The organism is Rhodococcus sp. 06-1474-1B (assembly GCF_002258885.1).
GTDB lineage: Bacteria > Actinomycetota > Actinomycetes > Mycobacteriales > Mycobacteriaceae > Rhodococcoides > Rhodococcoides fascians.
Genome location: NZ_NOYR01000021.1, coordinates 178,637 through 199,677 on the forward strand (window position 1 = coordinate 178,637; position 21,041 = coordinate 199,677).

A 21,041-nucleotide genomic window follows, 5' to 3' on the forward strand; every position below is an offset into this window, starting at 1 on the left:
GCATGCTCCGTTTTCATCGGATCCATCCCTGGCCGTCGAGCATCGAATGGTTGTCCCGAACAACCAGGGCTCGCCCCAAGCCAGGACGCAAACGCGATGGTAGACCTGGCCAGGGACACCGACGGTGACCGTGAAAACAACGAAAAGCCCCGTCCGAGCAGCGCTGACGCTGCATCGGACGGGGCCGAAGTATCGACCAGCCAGGGTCTACTGGTCGTCGATCGCCGACAACTTCCAGGTGCCGTCGATCTTCTCCATGTTGACCGTCAGAGGGCCTTCCGCACTGCCGGAGGCAACGCCGTTCTGAGTCGCGCTGATGTTGACGTTCGCGATCAGTTCGGCCTTGTCGTCCTCGAGTCGCGAGACGCCGATATCGGTGACCATTGCCTCGGTGCCGGTATCGGTTTGCACCACAGCAGATTTGGTGGTGTCGGCGGTGGAGTTGAACTCGTCGAGCATCGACTGATTGAGCACCGCCCGCGCCGCATCGAAATCTGCATCGATCGTCTCGGCCTTGTACGTGTACAGGGTCTGCAGAGCGTCGGTAGCTGCCGACGTCACCTCTTGCGTCGCCGAAGAATCCACCCACGCCTTGTTGTCGATCGTCGCGAACGGCTTGAATGCAGCGACGGCTGCGAAAGCACCGAGAACCACGGCGATGACCGCGACCACGATCACGTGCTTGAACCCGATACCCGACGCCGATTTCGGCGATTCGGTCGTCTCGGTCGAGGTCGAGGTGGGCGCGACCGGTTTCTTCAGCCCGGCCCTGGACGGGCGCGATCCCTGCTGCGTGTCTACGGGCTGCGTCTCGGCTGGCTGTGTCGTGGCCGGAGCTGTCGTGGCCGTATCCGTCTCGACCGGATCTGTCTTGTCCAGTCTGGGCTTCTCCGACGCGGGTGTGGTGCCGACGGCTGTCTCGGCAGCCGTTGTGTCGGGTGCCGTTGTCTCGGGTGCCGGTGCGTCGGTCTCGGCCGACGTGGGCTTGGCGGTGCCGGCTACCTTTCGCCGTACCTTGCTGGTGGTCGTGGGGGGAACGATCTTGCGACGCTGGGGAGGCACTGCAGAACTCCTTCGAGGCTTACTTCTGTACAGATGGACGACGGCGCTGCCGGCAAACTCAGTTGCCGCCGGTGTTCGGCTGGGGGGCCGGCGTCGCTTCCGTACTGGGGTCGACCGCGTTGGGGTCGGTGGGACCACCCGGTTCCGTCGGAATGACGGGATTGGTGTTCGGGTTGTCGAGAGAGATCCGCGAACCGATGGGATCGACCTTGTTGGTCTTCCACACCCCGTCTACGTCTTCCATGGCCATCCGCATGGTCAGCTTGCTGCGCTCCACCCGGTCGGGCCAGGTGGTGGTCGTGGCGATGACGACGAGCGCCGTTGCGGTGTTCTCGTCGGTGCTCAGCTCGGTGAGGGTGCCGTGCAGCACCTCGGCCTCGCTCTTGGCACCGGACTGACGAACCTGATCGGTGATTCCCGAACGGGTCTGCTCCAGATCGTTGAGCATCAGATCACCGGTGATCGAGGACTTCATGTTGTCGAACGACTGGTCGATGTTGGCTGCATCCACAGTGTTCAGGTTGACCGCAGCCTGCTGAGCGCCGGTGAGCGCCGCATCGCGGGTGTCGGCGGTGGGCTTCTCACTCAACAGCGCCGTGCCCCAGCCGTATCCGAAGAACACGGCCGCTGCGAGCGCCGCCACGGCAATCACCGTGACGACGGCCAACAGAATCTTTGCTGTCTTGCTTGACCCTGGAGTCGCGGGCGACTCCAGGGTTTCGGTGCTCGAGTTCACACTGTCACCCTACTACTCGGTAATATCCGGCCGAACCGCTCTCGGCCCGATAGTAGTGCTGAGCAGCAGTTCCTTCGGTCCCGCTACTTCGGCGTGACGCCGAGGAGCGGTGCCAACTGGGTGGCGATGGGGTTGAGGTTGAGCTTCTCGGGATCGACCTTGGGCTTGAGGTCCCACGGCTGCGGCACGTCCGGATCGGCGAACACGATTCGGTTCGCGCTACGGACACCGGTGACGCTGCCCTGCGGCGTCGCGCAGTTCGCGTCGAGGTTCAGTGGGTAGTTCTCCCGAGTCTCGTCGAAGTTCGGATTCTTCCGCTTCTCCTCGTCCAGGATGGCCTGGCTGCCCTCGTAGCCGACGGTGCACGGCGGCGGGTTGTTGGTTTCGAGCAACAGACCCTGATGGATAGTGCCGTCGTTCGGGACGATGGTCGAGATACCGGCACCGAGTGCAGGCAGGAACGTCAGGAACGGACGGAGCGCGACCGTACGCGGCTCGGCCTGGGCCGCGACCAGGGCCAGATTGTTGATATCGGTCGTCAACGCCGGGCCTGCATCGGTGATGAGACCACCGACCTGGTCTCCGGCAGCAGTTCCGGTATCGATGAGACGACGGATATCGGGATCGCTCGACTTCAGCTGAGCCGTCACCTGATCCAGGCTCGTGCTGAATTCGCGAATCAGATCCGACTGCTCGGATTGAGTGTCGAGCACCGGCACCGCGTCACGAACCAGCGACAGAGTCTGCGGCAGAGCCTCGTTGGCCGACTCGGAGATGTTCCCGAGCGAATCGACCAGAGACTGCAGGTCGTTGCCCTTGCCGTCGAACGCGACACCGAGCTCGTTGACCACATTGGTCAACGTGTCCAGCGGCACCGACCTGACCAAGGTGTTCGTGTTCGCGAGCACGTCCTCCACCGGAACCGGCGTGGCGGTGTCGGCCTGTGCGATTTCCGAACCGTCCACCAGGAACGGACCCTGATCGGACTGCGGCTGCAGGTCGACGAACTGCTCGCCGATCGCGGAACGGTTCGCAACGACGGCCTTGGTGTCGGCCGGGATGTCGGGTCCACCGTTGTCGAGTTTGAGCGCCACCCGGACACCGTCCGACGTCAACTGCAGATCGCCGACGGTTCCGACCGGCACACCGCGGTACGTCACCTCGGCATTGGAGAAGATACCGCCGGAGTCGGCCAGGTTCAGTGCGACCTCGTACTGCCCGAACCCGAGCATGTTGTCCAGGCGGACGTACTTGCCACCGACGTAGATCAGCCCGAGCAGGGCGACCACGACGAACGCGACCAACTGAAAGCGAACGAGCTTCGATCTCACTGTCCAACTCCGAATCGTTCGAGCAGATCGGTCACGGGAGCCAACGGGTCGAACGGTGCAGGCTCGGCAGCACCGGCGGCCTCACCCGCAGGCGCACCCGGTCCGGGAACCGGCGACGGAATGATGGGCGGCAACGGCAGCAGCGAGATCGTCGGCCAGCCCGGACGCGGGCCGTTTCCGTTGTAGTACGGATTCGACGGATCCACGACCGGCAGCGTGTTGCCGTACTTCGGCTGGATGTAGACCGGATCGCCCTCTCCCACACCGAAGTTCCGCAGCGCCGTACCGATCGAGAGATCCAGCGAGAGGAACAGGTTGGCCGAGTTGCCCTCGATGATCTTCTCGGTGCCGTCCGCGAACGGCAGTGTCGGGATCACCGCGAGGGAGGTGACGACGTCGTCCGCGGAATCGGCAAGGGCCTGCAGCGTCGGACGCAGTGCACGCAGATCTGCGATCAGGTCGTCCTTGGAGCGATCGATGACATCGGTGCCGACGGCCCCGAGTCGATCGAGTGCCCCGAGCATCTCGGTGAGCTGCGGGCGTTGCTTCTCGAGAACTTCCGTCGCGATCGGCAGGTCTTTGAGAACTGCGTCGATCTTGTCGGTCTGCGAGTTGACGCGACCACTGAGAGTGTCGAGACCGTCGATGGCGCGGGTGATGTCGTCGCGCTGCTGATTGAGACCGTCGATCAACGTATTGGCCTGCTGCAGAAGCTCTTTGGTCTTGCCTTCGCGACCGTCGAACGCCGTGCTCAGCTCTTTGACGATCGGCGAGAGCTGCCCGACGCCGCCGCCGTTGAGCAGCAGCGACAGGGCACCGAGTACCTGCTCGATGTCGGTTGCATGGCGGGTGCGATCGAGCGGGATCGTGGCACCGTCCTGCAGACGTGCAGCCTCTTCGTCACCGGGAGGTGCGGAGAGCTGCACGAACTTCTCACCGAGCAGGTTGGTCTGCTGCACCGACGCGATCGCGTTGGCCGGCAGATCCACGTCGGAGTTCAGGATGACGTTGACATCGGCGGTCCACCCGTCGTTCGGCACCGAGATGGAGTCGACGCGACCGACGGGAACACCGTCGACCTTGACGGTCGACTGCGGCACCAGGTCCAGCACATCGTCGAACTGCACCGTCAGATTGAACGGGTTGTCGCCGACGTCGGCACCACCGGGCAGCGGGATGGCATAGATGCCGGCCGACGAGCACGCGCCGGCAGACAGCGCCACCACGCACAACCCGGCTCCGAGGGTCAACGAACGTTTCACGCGAGCTCGATTCCGATTCACAGAGGTCATCACTGTCCTCCCCCGATGAGCGACTGCTCGAGACCTGGCATGGTGGTGGACCCCAGTCTCGGCGAGACGTTGCCCGGCACGGTGCCCGGCACGGACACGTTCTGCTCGATGTCGTTGGTGAGAACCCCGAACGGCAACACAAGCCGATTCTGGTCGGCAAGAGGAGCCTGGATCATGGTGGTGATGTTGGCGCACTGATCGATGATCGGCTGAATCTGCGCACCGAGCGCCTCGAAACGCGGGTCACCGGGTACCAGCTTGCCGAGGTCGAGCAATCGGCAGACGGTTCCGAGCGGATCCTGGGTCTCGTTCTGCAGATTGGCACGCGTGGCCAGCGTGCCGGATTCTGCGTCGTAGGCGTTGACCAGGTTGCTGATGGCCAACGGCAGCAGCGTCAGAGTTTGCACGAGCTGCTCACGGTTGTCGGCGAGGGTCTGAGTGGGGACCACCAGACCGTTCGCTGCGGTGGTCAGCTCGGTCCGGTTGTCCGCCACGAACGTCGCCACGTCACCGAGGGACACCGAGAGCTGTTGCAGGGCGGCTCCCAAGTCCTCGCGCTGGCCCGACAGGAAACCCGTCAGATCGGCGAGCTGACTGTTGAAGTTGCGAACCTGCTGATCGTTGACGGCCAGCGCACTGACGAAGGTCTGCAGATTCTTGATCGTGTCGAAGACATCGGAGCGCGAGTCGCTCAACGTGCGGCCGGCAGCCGAGAGCTGAGTGATGCTGTTGCCCAACGCTTCCCCGTTGCCGTCGAGGTTCGCCGCACCGGTGTTCACGAGGTCGGTGAGAGCGCCGTCCTTGTTCGCGCCGTCCGGACCGAGAGCAGTGGACAGATCGTTGATCGACTTGTACAGCTCGTCGACCTCGACGGGAGTGGCAGTGCGATCACGGCCGATCGTCGTGCCGCTGGCCATGGTGTCGCCGCCGGTGTAGACGGGCGAGAGCTGGACGTAACGGTCGGCGACGAGCGACGGGGTGACCTGGACGGCCTTCGCGTCGGCCGGAATGTCGATGCCGCGATCGACTCGCATGACGACCTCGACGTCCTCACCCAACGGCGTGACCGATTCGACGGTACCCACCTTGACGCCGAGAACTCTGACCTCGGATCCCGAGTAGATGCCGATCGACTTGTCGAAGTAGGCGGTGATCTTGGTCGAACCGGCCCTGGTGAACAGCCACCAGCCGGCGACGGCCAGAACCAGCGCCACGATCACGACGACCGCGATCAGCGCGAGCTTGTTCTTGTTCCTCGGTGCTGCCTGAGTCTCTGTCATCAGTTCCCCGCCAACGTGTCGAGCGCGGGCTGGCGGTAACCAGGTATCAACGGAACTCCGGGTGGGGTGAGGTTGGCCAGAACGATGTCGAGCCATCGGCCGTTACCGGTCACGTTGGTGTAGAGCCGGATGAACGGCTCGTACAGCTTCAGCGCCCGGTCGAGATTGTCGTTGTTGCGTTGCAGGATGTCGATGACGCCGTTGAGCTGTTGCAACATCGGGTTGATGGTTGCCTCGTTGTCACGAACCAGACCCGTCAGCTCCTGAGACACTCGTTGAGTTCCGGTGAGCAGCTGCGAAATTGCCTGCTGACGATTGTTGAGCTCCTCGAGCAGTGGACCGGCATCGGTGATGAGCTTGTTGAACTGCTCGTTGCGGTCGGCCAGCACCTTGGAGGTCTCGCCGGTAGCTGCGAACAACTTCTTGAGTTCCTCGTCGCGGCTGGCCACCGTCTGCGACAACCGAGTCACGCCGTCGAGCGAGGCTCTGATGTTGGCCGGGGTCTCGGAGAACGCATCGGACAGCGTCCGCATGCTGGTGGCGAGCTGGTCGGTGTCGATGTCGTTGATCGTCGACGCCGCCGCCGAGAACGCGTCGATGACGTCGTACGGAGAGGTGGTGCGCGCCAACGGAATCGGATCTTTCGGGCTCAGGGTGTCCGAGCCACTCGGATCCAGTGCCAGGTACTTCTGCCCCAGCAGAGTCTTGATGGCGATGGCCGCTCGCGACTCGTTGCCGACCCAGGCGTCCTGCACCGTGAAGTCCACGAGCACCCGGTCGCCGTCGAGCCGCACGTCGGTGACCTTGCCGACCTTGACCCCCGCGATACGGACTTCGTTGGACGGCTTCAGACCTGCGGCTTCACTGAACTCCGCGGTGTACACCGAACCTGCACCGATGATCGGGAGACGGTCGAGGAAGAAGACCGACATCGTGGCGAGCAGGATGATCGCGATTCCCAGTGCCCCGATGGTGGCCGGACTACGTCGAGATGTCATTGCTTGATCCCCCCAGCTTTGCAGCGCTCTGCCGAGTTCGTGTACAGGGGCTGATTGACGGTCGGAAGCCCGGTCGGCAAATTCAGGTTCGGCGAATACCCCGGTCCGGCGACGATGTCGATACCGCAGAGGTAGAACGTGAACCAGGATCCCTGCTGAGCCGTACGAATCAGCTTGTCGAGCTTGACCGGCAGATTTCCGAGGACCGCGTCCACGTCGGCGCTGCGTCGATTGATGGTCTCCGACAACGTGTTCAGCGCTGTGACCGAACCCTGGATCGACGGCCGTGTCGGCTCGAGCAGGTCCGCGGTGGCGTTGGTCAGTCCGGCCAGCGAGGTCACGGCCGAGCCGACGACGTCGCGGTCGGCCGACAGGCCCGACACGAGCTGCTGAGTGTTGACGATGAGGCTGTCGAGCTGCCCGTCGTTCTGGTTGACCGTGGCGAGCACGTTGTTGAGGTTGGTGATGACCTGACCGATGACCTGATCCTTGTCGGCCACGGTGTTGGTCAGACTCGCAGTGTTCTTGACCAGTTCGTTGATGGTGCCCGATTCCCCCTGGAACACCTGGATGATCTGGTACGAGAGCTTGTTGACGTCATCTGCGCTGAGCGTGGTGAACAGCGGGCGGAATCCGTCGAACAGAGTCGTCAGGTTCACCGCGGGCTTGGTGCGCTCGAGAGGAATGGTCGCTCCCCCGGTGATCTTCTTGCCCTGATCGCCCGAACCCTGCTCGATGGCGATGTAGCGCTGACCGACCAGGTTGCGGAAGCGAATGGTGGCAGTCGAACTCGCCGGCAGCCAGTCGCGACTGCTCAGCGTGAAGTCGACCTTCGCCTCTCGTTCGTTGGCGATCTCGATCTTGTCGACCTGCCCGACGCGAACGCCGGCGATTCGGATCTCGTCACCCTCGTTGAGCGAGGTGACATCGGTGAACAAGGCCGAGAACTTGGTGCCGCCACCACCGCTCGAGTTCGCGATGGTGAAGGCCAGGGTGGCCGTGGCGATGATCGTGATCACGGCGAACACGACCAACTTGATGATCGGCGCGAGAAGGCCTCTCATGGCACGGTCACCTCCACTCCTCTCAATGCCGGTGCGCCGAGTGCGGCGGCCCACGACGGAACAGTCTCTGGTGCAACACCACTCGCTTGTCCGTAGATGACGGCAAGAGTGTCACGCTCGAAGTCCGAGCCCTCGTAGCTCGCGGGCTGCGCAGACGCGGAGACAGCGGGAACGATGGAACTCTGAGCCGACTTCGGTGGGCCCTGCCCGGGGATCTCCTGCGGGCCGGGATTACGGGTCGGTACCTGGTAGGACCCGTCGTTGACCGAACCTCCCGGGTACTGCGGGAAGAACTCTCCCGGTGCTGCCGGCTCGAAGCAGGTGGCTCCGCGGTCGTCGAACAGCCGTGGCTCGTCCTGGTTCGGCAAGTAACGGCCCTTCGGGTTGACGAACGATGCGGACACGTTGATTCCGGGGTACTCGTCGCCCTCACCGAGGACGATCTTGCCGCGCCTGGCACCTTCGGCGAACTGACTGAAGGTGCAGCCGAACGTCGGCGAGAACTCGGCCAGCAAATCGAGAGCCTCTCGCGAGTTCGAGGCGAGACCGATCAGATTCTCGGAGTTGACCTGCAAGAAATCGGCGGTCGTGTTCGATGCCGACGTCAGCGAGCCGTAGAGCGTCTCGAGGCTGGACTGCCGCTCGACGACCGTATTACCCGTCGTACGCAGGTTGTCCAGCGCCGAGATCAGCTCCGGTGCCGCGTCTGCGTAGGTCTGGGAGAAGTCGGCGAGACCCACCAGCGTCTGCTGGATGTTCGGCAGTTCGGTGTTGAGACCGGAAACGACATCGGTGAGGTCGTCGATGGTCTGTCCGAGCTGCTCGCCGCGTCCGCTCAGGCCTTGTGCCAGCGACCCGAGGGTATTGGCGAGGTCCTGCGGCGGGATGGCTTGCAGCAACGGCAGCAACCCGTCGAGCAGCTGCCCGACCTCGATCGCGTTGCCGCTGGTGTCCTGTCGAAGAACGGTGCCGTCGGAGATCGGCGACGCCGAATCGTTCTCGGGCACGATCAGCGAGACGTAGCGCTCGCCGAACAGGGTCTTCGGCAGCAGCCGCGCAGTGGCATTCGACGGGATCAGCGGAGCCTTGTCCGGATCGATGGCGAGCTGCGAGGTGACGACGCCGTCGACGGTCGACGCCGAGCGCACCTCGCCGACGATCATGCCGCGCACCTTCACATCTGCGTTCATCGGCAGAGCGTTGCCGACCGAGTCGGTTTCGAGGCTGACGTTGACGACCGATTTGAACGTCTTGTTGTAGGAGGTGATGCTCCATCCGAGAAACAGGATGAGTACCAAGAAGAACGCAAGTCCGAGCAGTACTCGCTTCAGTCGCGACGGCGAGTCGATCATCCGGCAACCCTCACTGTGGTGGTCGTGCCCCAGATCGCGAGGCTCAGGAAGAAGTCCAGTACCGCGATCGTGACGATCGCCGTACGTACTGCGCGACCCACCGCGACGCCGACGCCTGCCGGTCCGCCGGAGGCGTGGTAGCCGTAGTAGCAGTGGATCATGATCAGCACGAACGCGAAGATGAGCACCTTGAGGAAGGAATACAGCACATCTTCTGGAGGTAGGAACAAGTTGAAGTAGTGGTCGTACGAGCCGGACGACTGCCCGTTGAAGATCGTGCTGATTCCGCGGGAAGCGACGTACGAGGCAAGCAGACCGACGATGTAGAGCGGGATCACCGCGACGAATCCGGCGATCATGCGGGTGGTGACGAGGAACGGCACGCTGGGCACTGCCATGACTTCGAGTGCGTCGATCTCCTCCGAGATACGCATCGCGCCGAGCTGGGCGGTGAAACCACAACCGACGGTGGCGGACAGTGCAAGCCCGGCCACGATCGGTGCAATTTCACGGGTATTGACGTAGGCCGACAGAAAGCCGGTCAAGACCGAGCTGCCGAGCTGTTCCAGGGCGGCGTAACCCTGCAGACCGACGACGATGCCGGTGAAGCCGGACATCATCACGATGACACCGATGGTGCCGCCGATGACGGCGAGCGCGCCGCTGCCGAAGGTGACCTCCGCCAGCAGGCGAAGAACTTCCTTCTTGTAATGGACTGCGGTCTTGGGTATCCACCCGATGGCCCGCAGGTAGAACGACATCTGCTCGCCTGCGCGATCGAGCACGTTGAGCGGGGCATTGCCGACGCGCTTGACGCGCATCAGCGTGCGGTCACCGCGACCTCTGGCGATCGTCATCGCGGTTACGCTCCCTTCGCTGGTACGACCTGGAGGTAGACCAGGGTGAGAATGAGGTTGGCGAAGAACAGCAACAGGAACGTGATGACAACCGTCTGGTTCACAGCTTCACCGACGCCCTTGGGGCCGGGGTTGGGATTCAGGCCCTTGTACGACGCGATGATGCCGGCGATGAGACCGAAGATCGCCGCTTTCGCTTCTGCGACATACAGATCGGGCAGCTGAGCCAACGCGGAGAACGACGCCAGGTAGGCACCGGGGGTACCACCCTGCAGGATCACGTTGAAGAAGTAGCCACCGACGATGCCGACGACCGAGACGAGTCCGTTGAGCAGCAGCGCCACGAGGATCATGGCCAGCACTCGCGGAACGACGAGGCGGTGAACCGGATCGATTCCCAGTACCCGCATCGCGTCGATCTCCTCGCGAATGGTGCGAGAACCGAGGTCGGCGGTGACGGCAGAACCGGCCGCACCGGCCACCAAGAGGGCGGTCACGATCGGACTGCCCTGCTGGATGACGGCGAGCACGCTGGCAGCACCGGTGAACGATTCGGCACCGAGCTGCTTGATCAGCGAACCGGTCTGCAGCGATACGACCGCGCCGAACGGAATGGCGACCAGAGCCGTCGGCAGAATCGTCACGCTGGCGATGAACCAGGCCTGCTCGATGAACTCGCGGAACTGGAACGGCCTACGAAAGGTGTTTCGGACCACCTCGACGAACAGTTCGACGATATTGCCCGCTTGTGTCAGAGCGGCGTTCGCGGGCGCGAACGCGGACTTCTTCGATCCCCCCATGTCTGCTATTGACCCCGACCTTGTGTTGGAGCTTGGTAGCCCTGCTGATCATGTCCTTGGTCGTAGCCTTGTTGGCTGTACCCCTGTTGGTCGTAGCCCTGCTGGCCGTACCCCTGTTGGTCGTAGCCCTGCTGGTCGTAGCCCTGCTGGTCGTAACCCTGCTGGTCTGCGTACGCCGGGTAACGCTGCCCCGAGTCGGTGCTGTCGAGGCTCTCCTGGATCGCGACCTGAGCGCTGTGCGGCAGGGTGTGCATGATCTGGCGCACCCGCTCCTGCCTGCGTCCGACGGCTTGGCGCACCGGCGTACCCGGGGTGGCCTTCATCTGCGGCACGATGCCTTCGACGTCGTCGACGCCACCGGCGTGGTGACCGGCGTCGACCATGGCCTGCTCCTGCGCCATCTGCGCCTCGTCCTTCTCTTCCGACATTCCGATCGGCCCGATCATCGTGCCGTTCAGGAATTGCTTGACCACCGGCTCGTCACTGGTGAGCAGCACCTCACGGGGGCCGAACATGACCAGCTGACGACGGAACAGCATGCCGATGTTGTCGGGGACCGTTCGAGCCAGATTGATGTTGTGCGAGACGATGAGGATCGTGGCATCGATGTTGGCGTTGATGTCGATCAATGTCTGCGAAATGTACGTCGTACGAACAGGATCGAGGCCGGAGTCCGGCTCGTCGACGAGAATGATCTCCGGGTCCAGCACCAGCGCGCGGGCGAGGCCGGCACGCTTTCGCATACCACCGGAGATCTCACCGGGCAGCTTGTCCTCGGCACCGAGCAGACCCGTCAGTTCGAGCTTCTCCATGACGATCTTGCGAATGTCGGACTCGGACTTCTTGGTGTGCTCGCGAAGCGGGAAGGCGACGTTGTCGTAGAGGTTCATCGAGCCGAACAGGGCACCGTCCTGGAAGAGCACTCCGAACAGCTTGCGGATCTCGTAGAGCTCACGCGAGGAGCACTGCAGGATGTCGGTTCCGTCGATGAAAATCTTGCCCTGCTCGGGGCGAAGGAGACCGATCAGCGACTTGAGGAAGACCGACTTACCGGTACCGGAAGGACCGAGCAATGCACTGACTTCACCCTTCGGCAGAGTCAACGTCACGTCCTGCCAAATCTTCTGTACACCGAAAGACTTGGTCAATCCTTCGACCGAAACCTCGACTCCCACGCTGACCTCCACAATTCATACACATCGACCCGGATGTGGGTTGCGTCACTGTATCCCATGCACGTGTCCGCTCCGACACAGGAGCTTACCGCCCAGTAAGAACTTCCCCGAGTCAGGCTGTAGAGCTTGCATCAGTGTGGCTCATCTCACGCGAGCCGGTCGGGAAGTCGCCCGAACTGTGACAAGTCCCTGCCGTCGGATTCTGTGACAAGACACAACTGCACCCGGCCGAGACCATTCGGAAAGCTTCGGACTTCGGCGTTCACGAGTAAACAGTGACGCGTTGCCGATGTCCCGGGATCGAGAAGACTCCGTGATCGGTCACAACGCAGCGCGATGCGATCCGCATCGAACACAGGAGAAGGCTCCATCGAACGCAGGAGCAGCCCTCCCCCGAACACAGAAAAGGGCCGCCCTCACCGAAGTGAGGACGGCCCCTTCTGTGCGCTCGATGTGGAGAGCGCGAAGTACGACTGCAGTGAAGCGGTCTTACTTGACGGAGATCTTTGCGCCGGCAGCTTCCAGCTTCTCCTTGGCAGCCTCGGCTGCATCCTTGGCGACCTTCTCCAGGATTGCCTTCGGAGCGCTCTCGACGAGGTCCTTGGCTTCCTTCAGGCCGAGGCCGGAGACGACCTCACGGACGACCTTGATGACCTGGATCTTCTTGTCGCCGGCCGACTCGAGAACGACATCGAACTCGTCCTGCTCTTCGGCTGCCTCAGCCGGAGCGCCTGCTCCGCCTGCTGCTGCAACTGCGACGGGAGCAGCTGCGGTGACCTCGAAGGTCTCCTCGAATGCCTTCACGAACTCGCTGAGCTCGAGGAGGGTGAGCTCCTTGAACTGGTCGAGCAATTCTTCGGTGCTGAGCTTCGCCATGGTGGCGGTCCTTCCTGTAAGTACCTGGCCGCTGATCCGCGACATGGTGTTGGTGTGGAGCTGTTCGCTAATGCCAGCGGATCAGCTTTCGGCGGGAGCTTCCGCCGGTGCTTCTGCTTCTGCAGGGGCCTCGGCTGCGGCAGGTTCGCCGGCAGCCTTCTTCTCCTGCAACGCGAACGCCAAGCGGGCGAACTGCGATGCGGGAGCGTTGAACAGGCCTGCAGCCTTCGACAAGTTGCCCTTCATGGCGCCGGCGAGCTTGGCCAACAGGATCTCGCGAGACTCGAGGTCTGCGATCTTGTTGATCTCGTCCACGGACAGCGTTGCGCCGTCCATGTAGCCGCCCTTGATGATCAAGGCCTTGTTGTCCTTCGCGAAGGCCTTGATGGCCTTCGCAGCGTCGACCGGCTCGCCCTTGATGAATGCAATGGCGGTCGGTCCGACGAACAAGTCGTCGAGGCCGGTGATGCCGGCATCGGCAGCTGCGCGCTTGACCAGGGTGTTCTTGGCGACGGAGTACGTGGCACCTTCGCCGAGCGCACGCCGGAGCTGAGTCAGACCGGAAACCGACAGGCCACGGTATTCCGTGACGACGGCAGCCGTCGAACCCTTGAACTGGTCGGTGATCTCCGAAACTGCGGAGACCTTTTCGGGCTTTGCCATACTTCGCCTCCTCTCGTGGGAAGTTGTGTCGATCGCGAGAGGGCCGGAAAACGACGAACGCCCCGGTGCAGGAAGCACACGGGGCGTGAACAAGTGGCAGCCGAAGCTGCACGACAGGTTCCCTACCGCGTTCTCCTGCGTGGGCCGTCCGAAGCGATCTCGGACCTTCAACCGCACACCTGTCAGGAAATTTCCCTCGAGAAGGCGGTGACCAACGGTCTTGGGTAGAACTTGATTGGGCGGAACGAAAGAAATGCACGCACTGCGAGCACATTCCTTCTGGACCGTCGACCAGGCTACAACACCTCGGGGGTCAACTCCAAAACGATCGGCTACTGCCGCACCCCGTAGACGACCAGGTTGCGTTCGTAACTGCCCACGGTCGCATCGAAATCGCCCGAACAGGTGATCAACCGGATCTCGTCGCCGGGCACCGCGCCGAACACCGACGCCGTCGGGAAGTCCGCCTTGCCGTGGTCGCCGATGCGCTCGATCCGATAGTCCGCTCGGCCACCTGCTTCGTCGCCGACCGTGACGATATCGCCCGGGTTCAGATCCGACAGCCGATCGAACACCGCAGGCCCGGTAGTCGAGTCGACATGCCCGGCGAACACCGTCGGACTGCCGATCCCACCGGGTCGGCCACCGCCGGTGAACCACCCGACGTCGTCGTAGTCGGTGGGTACCTCCATCTCGCCGCTGTCGGCAATACCCAGGCCGACGAGCCCCTCGTCGAGCGCGATGGCAGGAATGCTCAGGCGCATCGGGATCGGCCGATCCCCCACTACGCCGGACAGTTCGGGCGAGGGCACGGGCACGGGCGACAAAGAGGACACCGTCGGGGCCGGCTCAGGTTGTGACGACGGTGGCGACGGTGGCGACGGTGGCGACGCACCACATCCCGTCACCACCGCCGTCAGAACCGCAGCCGTCAGAACCGCGGCCGCGAGTGCAGCCCGCGTGGGGAGCTTCAGCTCTGCACCCCGCGGGTGCGCCGTGCCACCAACGTCACGCCCGCGACAGCCATCGCGCCGAGGGCTACCGCGCCGACGACGGGAGCTGCGGAACCGGTCGCCGAATCGGATGCCGCGGCGAGCGCCGCGCCGCCACCTCCGGTTGCTACCGATCCGACCGGAATCCGGGTCAGCTGTCCTCGGACCGCTCCGGCCGAGAAGTCGACGGTGTGGGTGTCGGCCGCGAAGCCTGCTGGGTCGGCTTCGATCCGGTCCAACGTGAATCCGGTACCGCTGTCTGCATCGGCACCGGCCGGGGTCAGACCGGTGGTGAACGGACCCTGCATGCAGCCGTTGCTGTTGCGCGGGCCGTCCCCGACGGGGGTCGGGTTCGGGAACGCGAGGCGCGGCGGTCCCGCTGCACCTGCTGCGGCCTGGTGGATATGAGTAGCCGTCTTGGCCGGGCTCATGTAGTCACCTGTCACACCGTTCAGCGAGATGTCGTAGCAGATGATGTCGAGGTCGGAATTGATCCGCAGCGTGAAGGTGCCCATCGCGCCCGGCTGACCCGGAGTGGCCACGCCGTCACCGTTCAGAACCTGATCGGGCGTGGCCATCGCGGTGAATGCGCTGGTGAAACTGTCCGGTTCGGCGACCGGGGTGTCGGCAGCGGCCGGGCCCGCCGAGAACAGCAGCAGCGCCGCCGCGGTGGCCGTACCGCCGACGAGTGCCGTGGCGGATCTACGAACGGACGCCGCCCGGCGTGTAGTGGAACGTGTGATCATCTCGTGTGCCTTCCATGAAAGTATCGGGCAGGCGAGCCCGTACACGGTGTACGACGGTCGGCGCGTAGATGTTCAAATATCGGTAAAGAAATATTCCAGTCTTGGATATGAACGCCTGCGGGGCCGCAGACGTAATCACTGTCATGAGCATCGGGAGCGTGATCGAGCTGAACTTCGATGTCGCGGCCGCATACGACCAGCACGCGTCGGAGATGCTCGGTTACGCCGTCAATGCCCTCCGCGATCGAGCCCTCGCCGAGGATTGTGTGCAGGAGACGTTCCTGCGGGCCTGGCGGGCCAGAGCGCGCTTCGACCCGAGCCGAGGTTCACTTCGCACGTGGCTCTTCGCGATCGAGCGAAACGTCATCGTCGATCTCGTTCGGTCCCAGGCGAGAGTGCCTGCGACGACATCGGACCGGCCCGACGAGCACGAACGCGGACCGAGCGCCGTCACGCGCGACACCACCGCCGACACCGACGAGCGGCTCCGCATCATCGCGGCACTGGCACAGCTCTCGCCCGACCACCGCGAGGTCGTCGTGGCTGTGCACGTATCCGGAAGCAGCTACGCCGAACTGTCGGAATCGACCGGAGTGCCGGTACGCACGCTCCGCACCCGCGCCTTCTACGCCCTGAAGGCACTACGCAGAAACCTCGACAGAAAGGAGGACCGATGACAGCCTCACCCGATCGGCGAGCAGAGCTGATCGCTGCAGCAGTCGGCGACGATCTCGACGATGCCGAAGCCGGCGAACTTCGCGCGCTGGCCGCGTCGGACCCCACGGTCGACACCGAGATCGCTGCACTGCGCGCGACGACGGAGCAGCTCGAACGCCGGGGCCCGAACCTGCCGTGGCTCGACTCGACTCCGCCGCCCGGACTCCGCGAGCGAATCCTGGCCGCCACACAGAACGCCGACAACACCGAGAACACGGTTGCCCCTGAGCGTTCGGACAGCTCCGGATTGCAGCCGGTCGCCAGGCCGCGGTTCGGTGTCAGAAACGGGTCGGCCGGGTTGGCCGCTGCCGCAGCGCTCGTCGGTGTCGTCGTCGGCAGTGCAGCAGTACTGGGCATCGACGCATACCGCTCCGAGCCCGGTGAACCCCAGGTCGTGGTCACCGGACCACCAGGAACTCTCGGGGCCTACGAGGAAATATCGTTCACCACCAGCGGACCGACTGTCGACGTCGAAGGCGGTCTCGTCGCCCACACGTGGGGAACGGAAACCGTCCTCGAAATGGACGGCATCTCCGAGGGCGGTCCGTACGACGTCGTTCTCGTCGACCGATCGGGCGTCGACCGGCCGTCCGGCACGTTCCTCGGCAGCACCGTCACCATCGAGTGCCGGATGAATGCCGCCGTCCTGCGCGGCGACGTCGCCGAGATCGAGATCAGGGGTTCAGACGGAGTCGTACTCGCGTCGGCTCAGGTGCCGTCTGCCTGAACGCTTGTCTCGGAACGCAATCCGGGCCACCAATTTCGCTCGCCGAACAGCTTCATCATCGCCGGCACCATCATCATGCGCACCAGAACCGCGTCGAACAAAACGGCGACAGCGAGCGCGAACCCGAACTGTTGGAGTTCGAGAACATCGGCAGTGAGGAAGCTGGCGAACACGGCGATCATGATCGCGGCCGCAGCAGTGATCGGCCTGGCGGTGTGCTCGAGGCCGTCGACGATCGCGGTGTCGTTGGCGCTGGTGTCGTTGGCACTGGTGTCGTTGGCACTGGTGTTGGTCACGCTGTGTCGGTTGCGATGCGAGACGAACACCTCGCGCATCCGGCCGATGAGAAACACCTCGTAATCCATCGACAGACCGAAGACCACGGCGAACACGGTGACGGGCAGATACACCTGGATGTAGCCCGGACTGTCGAACCCGAGTAGCGCCGATCCCCATCCCCACTGGAACACCGCCACCGTCGCACCCAACGCCGCGCCGGTGACGAGCACATTCATGGCGACCGCCTTGATCGGAATCACCACGCTCCGAAAGACGATGCCCAGGTACACCAGCGAGAATGCCAGTACTGCGAACACGACCCACAGGAATTTGCTCGAAATCTCCTGGGAGGCATCGACGACGAGGGCGGTGGTTCCGCCGACCGATACGGTGGTGCCGTCGCGGTCTGCGGCAACAACTGCCTGCGACCGGATCGACGCGACCAGGTCGGAGGCCTCGGTCGAGTCGATCGGCACCGCGGGCACCACGATCAGCAGCGTGCGACCGGAGTCCTGTTGCGCCAGGGCGTAATCGACGCGACCGTCGGCTCGGATGTCGTCGGCGAAGGCCGCGACGGTGGCCGCCTGCGCCGGTTCGAGGGGACGGTCATCACTGCCGGTGAACACGACGGTGATCGGCGAAATCGTTCCAGGAGCGAACTTCTCGGTGAGGACCGTATTGGCCCGGCCGCTCGGCTCCGCGGCAAGGGCGTCGGCTCCGAGGTCCACCCCGTACTGGATGGTCCCGATCGGCACCAGGGCGGCCAGCAGCACGGCTGCGGTGACGGCCGTGTAGCGCCACGGGCGTTCGATGACGTGTCGCGCCCACCGTGACCACCACGTGGGTATCGCGGCATCGTGCTCACCGACCGCCGGAGGCTGAAACCTCTGCGGTAGCGACAGTGTCGAGATTTGCGGGCCGAGGACCGCGAGAATTGCCGGTAGCAGCGTCCAGGCCACCACGACGACGCACGCCACCGTCAGCGCTACGACGAACGAAATACTCTGCACGGCAGGAACATCAACGATCGCCAGGGCCCCGAGCGAAATGAGCACGACCAGCCCGGAGATGACGATCGTGTGGCCCGCCGTTCCCATCGCGGCCCCGACGGCCGCATTCGTACGCCCCTGGCCCGTGGTGCCCCCCGGCAGCGTGGTGCGGTCCATTTCCTCTCGAAACCGGCTGACGATGAAGAGCGCGTAATCGATGCCCAGACCGAGACCGAACATCGACGCCACCGTCGTCACGAGGACGTCGAAGGTCATGACGTGCGAGAGCAGCGAGAACACCCCGAACGCCGCCAACACTCCGATGCCCGTGGTGACGAGCGGCACGATGCCGGCGACCACGGATCCGAGAGCCAGGATCAACAGCACGAATGCCAGTGGTAGGCCGATACTTTCGGCCCGCACGGCGTCGTCGGACTCGACTTTCGTCAGATCGACGGTCATCGGCGAGTATCCGGTGACCGCCACGTCGATACCGCCGGCGGACGCCCCGTCGATGAGCTTCTGCATCCGTTCTGCTGTCGCGATCCGGTCGCGAGGGTCGCCGCCGACACCGACGAAAGCCAGTGCCGACGTTCCGTCCTCGGAGATCTGGGGCACGAATCCGGCCGTCTCGTAGGGATCGATGACCCGCAGCACATCCGGGGATTGCCGCAGCGCAGAGACGGTCTCGCCGACGCGTTCGCGGAAAGCGGGATCTGCGACGCGGACCCGATCCGACGTGAACGTGACGACGAGCTGCTCGGACCCGAACGAGGAGAAGTGCTGTTCGACGAGCGCGTCGGCGCGACTCGATTCGGTACCGGGGACGGAGAAGTTGGCTCCCACCAACGAGTTCTGCAGTGCCGGGTAGAGCGCAGCAGAACCCACCGCGAGCAACAGCCAGACGGCCAGCACGAGCCACCTGTGACGGCCGACCGTTTGCCCCCAGCGGTCACCGATGCCGAGCCTGGTCTGCGCACGGTCGAGCACCACCGTCCGATCGATCATGGCCGAGGCAGCTCGAGATCGCAGTTGTAGATGCGGTACGTCCGGTGCGGAGTCTGCTCCATGCGGGTCAGCACCGATCCCTTCATCCAGGGACTGTCGTCGAGCACCGGCGCTGCCTCCACCCGGGTGTAGCCGAGATCGCGCATCCGCACCGACAACTCCATGATCAGCAACGACGACACCGCGCGATCGGGGCAGTCCGGATCGACGAACAGCATGTCCACCCGCACCCCGTCGATCACGTCCGTCCGGCTCGGCTTCTTGACGTGCCACAGCGTCACCAGGTCTCGCAGCCACCGTGACTTCAGGTGCGCCGCCTTGGCCGCGGCCTGATTGACGTCCGGGATACCCATCAGAAATCCGACGGGCTTGCCGTCCAACTCGGCCAGCAGGGTGAGCCGTCGATCGAGGACCGGCAGCATCATCTTCAGCAACTCGAACAGTTCGACGAAGGACAGTGGTGAGAAGCCCCAGAAGTTCACGAACGTCTTGTTGTAGAGATCGCGCACGATGCGCGCGTCGCGGCGAACCGTTCGGTACTTCATCGAGCGGAACGTCACTTCCGAACGCGCCTTGATCTTCTCGAAGATCTGCATGTGCCGCGCATATTCGGGGCGGTTGTAGATCACGCACGGGTCGTCGAACAGGTAGCTGTAGAAGTCCTTGATCCCCACGAGCCCCCACTTCTCGAAATGGGCTGCGTAGTACAGAGGATTGTGCGGCATGCCCACCAACGGAAGGGCAGGCTCGTCGTCGACGACGATGCCCGCGCTGTAGAACATCGACGGGCCGAAAGGCCCGGACATCGCGCCGAGCCCGCGCGCGGCAAGCCACGCCGCCGCGGCGTCGAGCAGGCCGGTGGCGACCTCGTGATCGTCGACGGCCTCGTAGAACCCGAAGAAGCCGATGGATTCACCGGTGTACTGGGTGAAGCTCGTGTCGTGGATGGCCACGACTCGTCCGACGACGACCCCGTTCTCGCGTGCGAGGAAGGCCGCGATATCGCGGGTCGACGCGATGGCGACCGGCGGCGAAATCAGGATCCGATCGAGATCCATGGGTTCGTCGGGCAATCGGTACGGATCACCCTGGTAGACGAGATCGGTGACAGCCTTGAATTCGTTCCAGTCCTGGGTGGACTCGACCCGGTCCACAGTGATCATCGTTCCTTCTCACATGAAGTGTTGTCTGCCACCGGGATCGGTGAGCGGGCGACGACGCTCTCCCCCGCGAACACGTACTGGCCCGGTCGGACGGTGATGGTTTCGGCGAGAGCGTCGGGGACGAACACGTCGCATTGAGACCCGAAGCGGATCATCCCGTACTGCTCGCCGCGTTCGACGGTGTCGCCGACGGCGACGTGCGCGACGATCCGGTCGACCCACAGATCCGCTATCTGTGTCACCGTCACCACCGACCCCGACGAATGTTCGATGGAGATGGTGAGCCGCTCGTTGCTCAGTATGTAGTCGCACCCCTCGTCGTACGGGGTGCGCCGCGTCAACAGGTTCGCTCCCACTCGCGCCATCGACTTGTTGAACGGTGCCGCGGAGCGATGACGCCGCATACCGATGGTGCCCGAGATCGGAATCCTGTTGCGGTGCACGGAGTATTCGGACATGTAGATCCCGATGAGGTATCCGCTCTCGGTCGCTGCCACACCCGCGATCTCGTCGAGCGGAATGGTTCTGCCCTTCTTGACGGCGAATGCCGTCGAACCCGCGTCGACGCGTTTGACGTACGTGACGAACCCGTCGGCGGGTGCCACCACCGACAGCGGATCGGCCGGCGGAACGCGATGCGGGTCTCGGAAGAAGAACCGGGTGCGCCAGTACAGGAACAGCCCGAACGGCGCCGCCACGGCGACACCCACACCGACGAGTGCTCGTCCGAGCGACATCACAGATGTCGCTGTTCGTCGATGCTCTCCGACCAGGTCACGAACGCGTCGGCTGCCCGGTGACGTAGCGCACCGGGCAGCAGCCCGATAGCTGCACACACGACGTAGAAGCCAACGGAGAGAACGGCATTGGTGACCTCGTGGCCGAGGGAGAGTTCCCGCAACCGCACCGAGGTCGGCTCGAATCCGTCTGCCAC

The 21,041-nt window shown here is 63.9% G+C and carries 21 protein-coding genes; 2 read left to right on the plus strand and 19 right to left on the minus strand.

Annotated features, from left to right (window positions below):
* Window positions 1-207: 207 nt before the first annotated feature.
* From CH266_RS07710 to CH266_RS07780, 15 genes are all read right to left on the minus strand, one after another.
* Window positions 208-1,062 carry a hypothetical protein gene (locus CH266_RS07710; RefSeq protein WP_032369721.1) on the minus strand — a complete coding sequence of 285 codons (855 nt, stop codon included), beginning with the start codon at window positions 1,060-1,062 and terminating at the stop codon, window positions 208-210.
* A 58-nt stretch (window positions 1,063-1,120) separates the two neighbouring features.
* Window positions 1,121-1,798: a hypothetical protein gene (locus CH266_RS07715; RefSeq protein ID WP_032365277.1), complete on the minus strand. Its 678-nt coding sequence runs from the start codon at window positions 1,796-1,798 to the stop codon at window positions 1,121-1,123.
* A gap of 83 nt (window positions 1,799-1,881) precedes the next feature.
* Window positions 1,882-3,129 (minus strand): MCE family protein, encoded by a 1,248-nt coding sequence (locus CH266_RS07720; RefSeq protein ID WP_032365276.1) that lies wholly within the window; start codon window positions 3,127-3,129, stop codon window positions 1,882-1,884.
* Window positions 3,126-4,391: an MCE family protein gene (locus CH266_RS07725; protein ID WP_094622919.1), complete on the minus strand. Its 1,266-nt coding sequence runs from the start codon at window positions 4,389-4,391 to the stop codon at window positions 3,126-3,128. The genes CH266_RS07720 and CH266_RS07725 overlap by 4 nt, the downstream gene beginning before the upstream one ends.
* A gap of 29 nt (window positions 4,392-4,420) precedes the next feature.
* Window positions 4,421-5,701, minus strand: a complete 1,281-nt coding sequence (locus CH266_RS07730) for an MCE family protein (RefSeq protein ID WP_032369722.1) — start codon at window positions 5,699-5,701, stop codon at window positions 4,421-4,423.
* Window positions 5,701-6,699: an MCE family protein gene (locus CH266_RS07735; protein WP_032365273.1), complete on the minus strand. Its 999-nt coding sequence runs from the start codon at window positions 6,697-6,699 to the stop codon at window positions 5,701-5,703. The genes CH266_RS07730 and CH266_RS07735 overlap by 1 nt, the downstream gene beginning before the upstream one ends.
* The gene (locus CH266_RS07740) at window positions 6,696-7,763 is read right to left on the minus strand and encodes an MCE family protein (RefSeq protein WP_032369723.1); all 1,068 of its coding nucleotides are present in this window, start codon (window positions 7,761-7,763) and stop codon (window positions 6,696-6,698) included. The genes CH266_RS07735 and CH266_RS07740 overlap by 4 nt, the downstream gene beginning before the upstream one ends.
* Window positions 7,760-9,115 carry an MCE family protein gene (locus CH266_RS07745; protein ID WP_032369724.1) on the minus strand — a complete coding sequence of 452 codons (1,356 nt, stop codon included), beginning with the start codon at window positions 9,113-9,115 and terminating at the stop codon, window positions 7,760-7,762. The genes CH266_RS07740 and CH266_RS07745 overlap by 4 nt, the downstream gene beginning before the upstream one ends.
* Window positions 9,112-9,972: an MlaE family ABC transporter permease gene (locus CH266_RS07750; RefSeq protein WP_032365270.1), complete on the minus strand. Its 861-nt coding sequence runs from the start codon at window positions 9,970-9,972 to the stop codon at window positions 9,112-9,114. The genes CH266_RS07745 and CH266_RS07750 overlap by 4 nt, the downstream gene beginning before the upstream one ends.
* Window positions 9,973-9,977: 5 nt before the next feature.
* Window positions 9,978-10,772: an MlaE family ABC transporter permease gene (locus tag CH266_RS07755; RefSeq protein ID WP_032365269.1), complete on the minus strand. Its 795-nt coding sequence runs from the start codon at window positions 10,770-10,772 to the stop codon at window positions 9,978-9,980.
* A gap of 5 nt (window positions 10,773-10,777) precedes the next feature.
* Window positions 10,778-11,947 (minus strand): ATP-binding cassette domain-containing protein, encoded by a 1,170-nt coding sequence (locus CH266_RS07760; RefSeq protein ID WP_094622920.1) that lies wholly within the window; start codon window positions 11,945-11,947, stop codon window positions 10,778-10,780.
* 489 nt (window positions 11,948-12,436) lie between these two features.
* Window positions 12,437-12,823 (minus strand): 50S ribosomal protein L7/L12, encoded by a 387-nt coding sequence (gene rplL / locus CH266_RS07765; RefSeq protein ID WP_032365267.1) that lies wholly within the window; start codon window positions 12,821-12,823, stop codon window positions 12,437-12,439.
* An 81-nt stretch (window positions 12,824-12,904) separates the two neighbouring features.
* Window positions 12,905-13,486 carry a 50S ribosomal protein L10 gene (gene rplJ / locus CH266_RS07770; RefSeq protein ID WP_032365266.1) on the minus strand — a complete coding sequence of 194 codons (582 nt, stop codon included), beginning with the start codon at window positions 13,484-13,486 and terminating at the stop codon, window positions 12,905-12,907.
* A 332-nt stretch (window positions 13,487-13,818) separates the two neighbouring features.
* Window positions 13,819-14,304 (minus strand): class F sortase, encoded by a 486-nt coding sequence (locus CH266_RS07775; RefSeq protein ID WP_230592922.1) that lies wholly within the window; start codon window positions 14,302-14,304, stop codon window positions 13,819-13,821.
* Between the two features lie 152 nt (window positions 14,305-14,456).
* The gene (locus CH266_RS07780; RefSeq protein ID WP_032369727.1) at window positions 14,457-15,224 is read right to left on the minus strand and encodes a CHRD domain-containing protein; all 768 of its coding nucleotides are present in this window, start codon (window positions 15,222-15,224) and stop codon (window positions 14,457-14,459) included.
* Between the two features lie 143 nt (window positions 15,225-15,367).
* On the opposite strand from CH266_RS07780, the gene CH266_RS07785 reads away from it, so the two are divergent.
* Together CH266_RS07785 and CH266_RS07790 are read left to right on the plus strand one after the other, a co-directional pair.
* Window positions 15,368-15,901 (plus strand): RNA polymerase sigma factor, encoded by a 534-nt coding sequence (locus tag CH266_RS07785; protein WP_230073282.1) that lies wholly within the window; start codon window positions 15,368-15,370, stop codon window positions 15,899-15,901.
* The gene (locus CH266_RS07790) at window positions 15,898-16,668 is read left to right on the plus strand and encodes an anti-sigma factor domain-containing protein (RefSeq protein ID WP_032369729.1); all 771 of its coding nucleotides are present in this window, start codon (window positions 15,898-15,900) and stop codon (window positions 16,666-16,668) included. Before CH266_RS07785 ends, CH266_RS07790 begins: the two co-directional genes overlap by 4 nt.
* Here the strand turns inward: CH266_RS07790 and CH266_RS07795 are convergent.
* Genes CH266_RS07795 through CH266_RS07810 form a run of 4 tightly spaced genes read right to left on the minus strand, consistent with a single transcriptional unit; the run spans window position 16,650 to window position 21,041 of the window.
* The gene (locus CH266_RS07795; RefSeq protein ID WP_032369730.1) at window positions 16,650-18,944 is read right to left on the minus strand and encodes an MMPL family transporter; all 2,295 of its coding nucleotides are present in this window, start codon (window positions 18,942-18,944) and stop codon (window positions 16,650-16,652) included. The two genes, CH266_RS07790 and CH266_RS07795, sit on opposite strands and share 19 nt — an antisense overlap.
* Window positions 18,941-20,107: a hypothetical protein gene (locus CH266_RS07800; protein ID WP_032369731.1), complete on the minus strand. Its 1,167-nt coding sequence runs from the start codon at window positions 20,105-20,107 to the stop codon at window positions 18,941-18,943. Before CH266_RS07800 ends, CH266_RS07795 begins: the two co-directional genes overlap by 4 nt.
* Complete coding sequence (locus tag CH266_RS07805) at window positions 20,104-20,844, minus strand: phosphatidylserine decarboxylase (protein WP_032369732.1); 741 nt, start codon at window positions 20,842-20,844, stop codon at window positions 20,104-20,106. Before CH266_RS07805 ends, CH266_RS07800 begins: the two co-directional genes overlap by 4 nt.
* Complete coding sequence (locus CH266_RS07810) at window positions 20,844-21,041, minus strand: hypothetical protein (protein ID WP_032369733.1); 198 nt, start codon at window positions 21,039-21,041, stop codon at window positions 20,844-20,846. The genes CH266_RS07805 and CH266_RS07810 overlap by 1 nt, the downstream gene beginning before the upstream one ends.

What these genes read in the sequence shown, in the direction of transcription:
- CH266_RS07780 (WP_032369727.1), bottom strand. Translation starts at nt 15,224, where the DNA reads ATGATCACACGTTCCACTACACGCCGGGCGGCGTCCGTTCGTAGATCC.
- CH266_RS07755 (WP_032365269.1), bottom strand. Translation starts at nt 10,772, where the DNA reads ATGGGGGGATCGAAGAAGTCCGCGTTCGCGCCCGCGAACGCCGCTCTG.
- CH266_RS07785 (WP_230073282.1), top strand. Translation starts at nt 15,368, where the DNA reads ATGAGCATCGGGAGCGTGATCGAGCTGAACTTCGATGTCGCGGCCGCA.
- CH266_RS07795 (WP_032369730.1), bottom strand. Translation starts at nt 18,944, where the DNA reads ATGATCGATCGGACGGTGGTGCTCGACCGTGCGCAGACCAGGCTCGGC.
- CH266_RS07805 (WP_032369732.1), bottom strand. Translation starts at nt 20,844, where the DNA reads ATGTCGCTCGGACGAGCACTCGTCGGTGTGGGTGTCGCCGTGGCGGCG.
- CH266_RS07750 (WP_032365270.1), bottom strand. Translation starts at nt 9,972, where the DNA reads ATGACGATCGCCAGAGGTCGCGGTGACCGCACGCTGATGCGCGTCAAG.
- CH266_RS07745 (WP_032369724.1), bottom strand. Translation starts at nt 9,115, where the DNA reads ATGATCGACTCGCCGTCGCGACTGAAGCGAGTACTGCTCGGACTTGCG.
- CH266_RS07800 (WP_032369731.1), bottom strand. Translation starts at nt 20,107, where the DNA reads ATGATCACTGTGGACCGGGTCGAGTCCACCCAGGACTGGAACGAATTC.
- CH266_RS07735 (WP_032365273.1), bottom strand. Translation starts at nt 6,699, where the DNA reads ATGACATCTCGACGTAGTCCGGCCACCATCGGGGCACTGGGAATCGCG.
- CH266_RS07790 (WP_032369729.1), top strand. Translation starts at nt 15,898, where the DNA reads ATGACAGCCTCACCCGATCGGCGAGCAGAGCTGATCGCTGCAGCAGTC.
- CH266_RS07740 (WP_032369723.1), bottom strand. Translation starts at nt 7,763, where the DNA reads ATGAGAGGCCTTCTCGCGCCGATCATCAAGTTGGTCGTGTTCGCCGTG.
- rplL (WP_032365267.1), bottom strand. Translation starts at nt 12,823, where the DNA reads ATGGCGAAGCTCAGCACCGAAGAATTGCTCGACCAGTTCAAGGAGCTC.
- CH266_RS07730 (WP_032369722.1), bottom strand. Translation starts at nt 5,701, where the DNA reads ATGACAGAGACTCAGGCAGCACCGAGGAACAAGAACAAGCTCGCGCTG.
- rplJ (WP_032365266.1), bottom strand. Translation starts at nt 13,486, where the DNA reads ATGGCAAAGCCCGAAAAGGTCTCCGCAGTTTCGGAGATCACCGACCAG.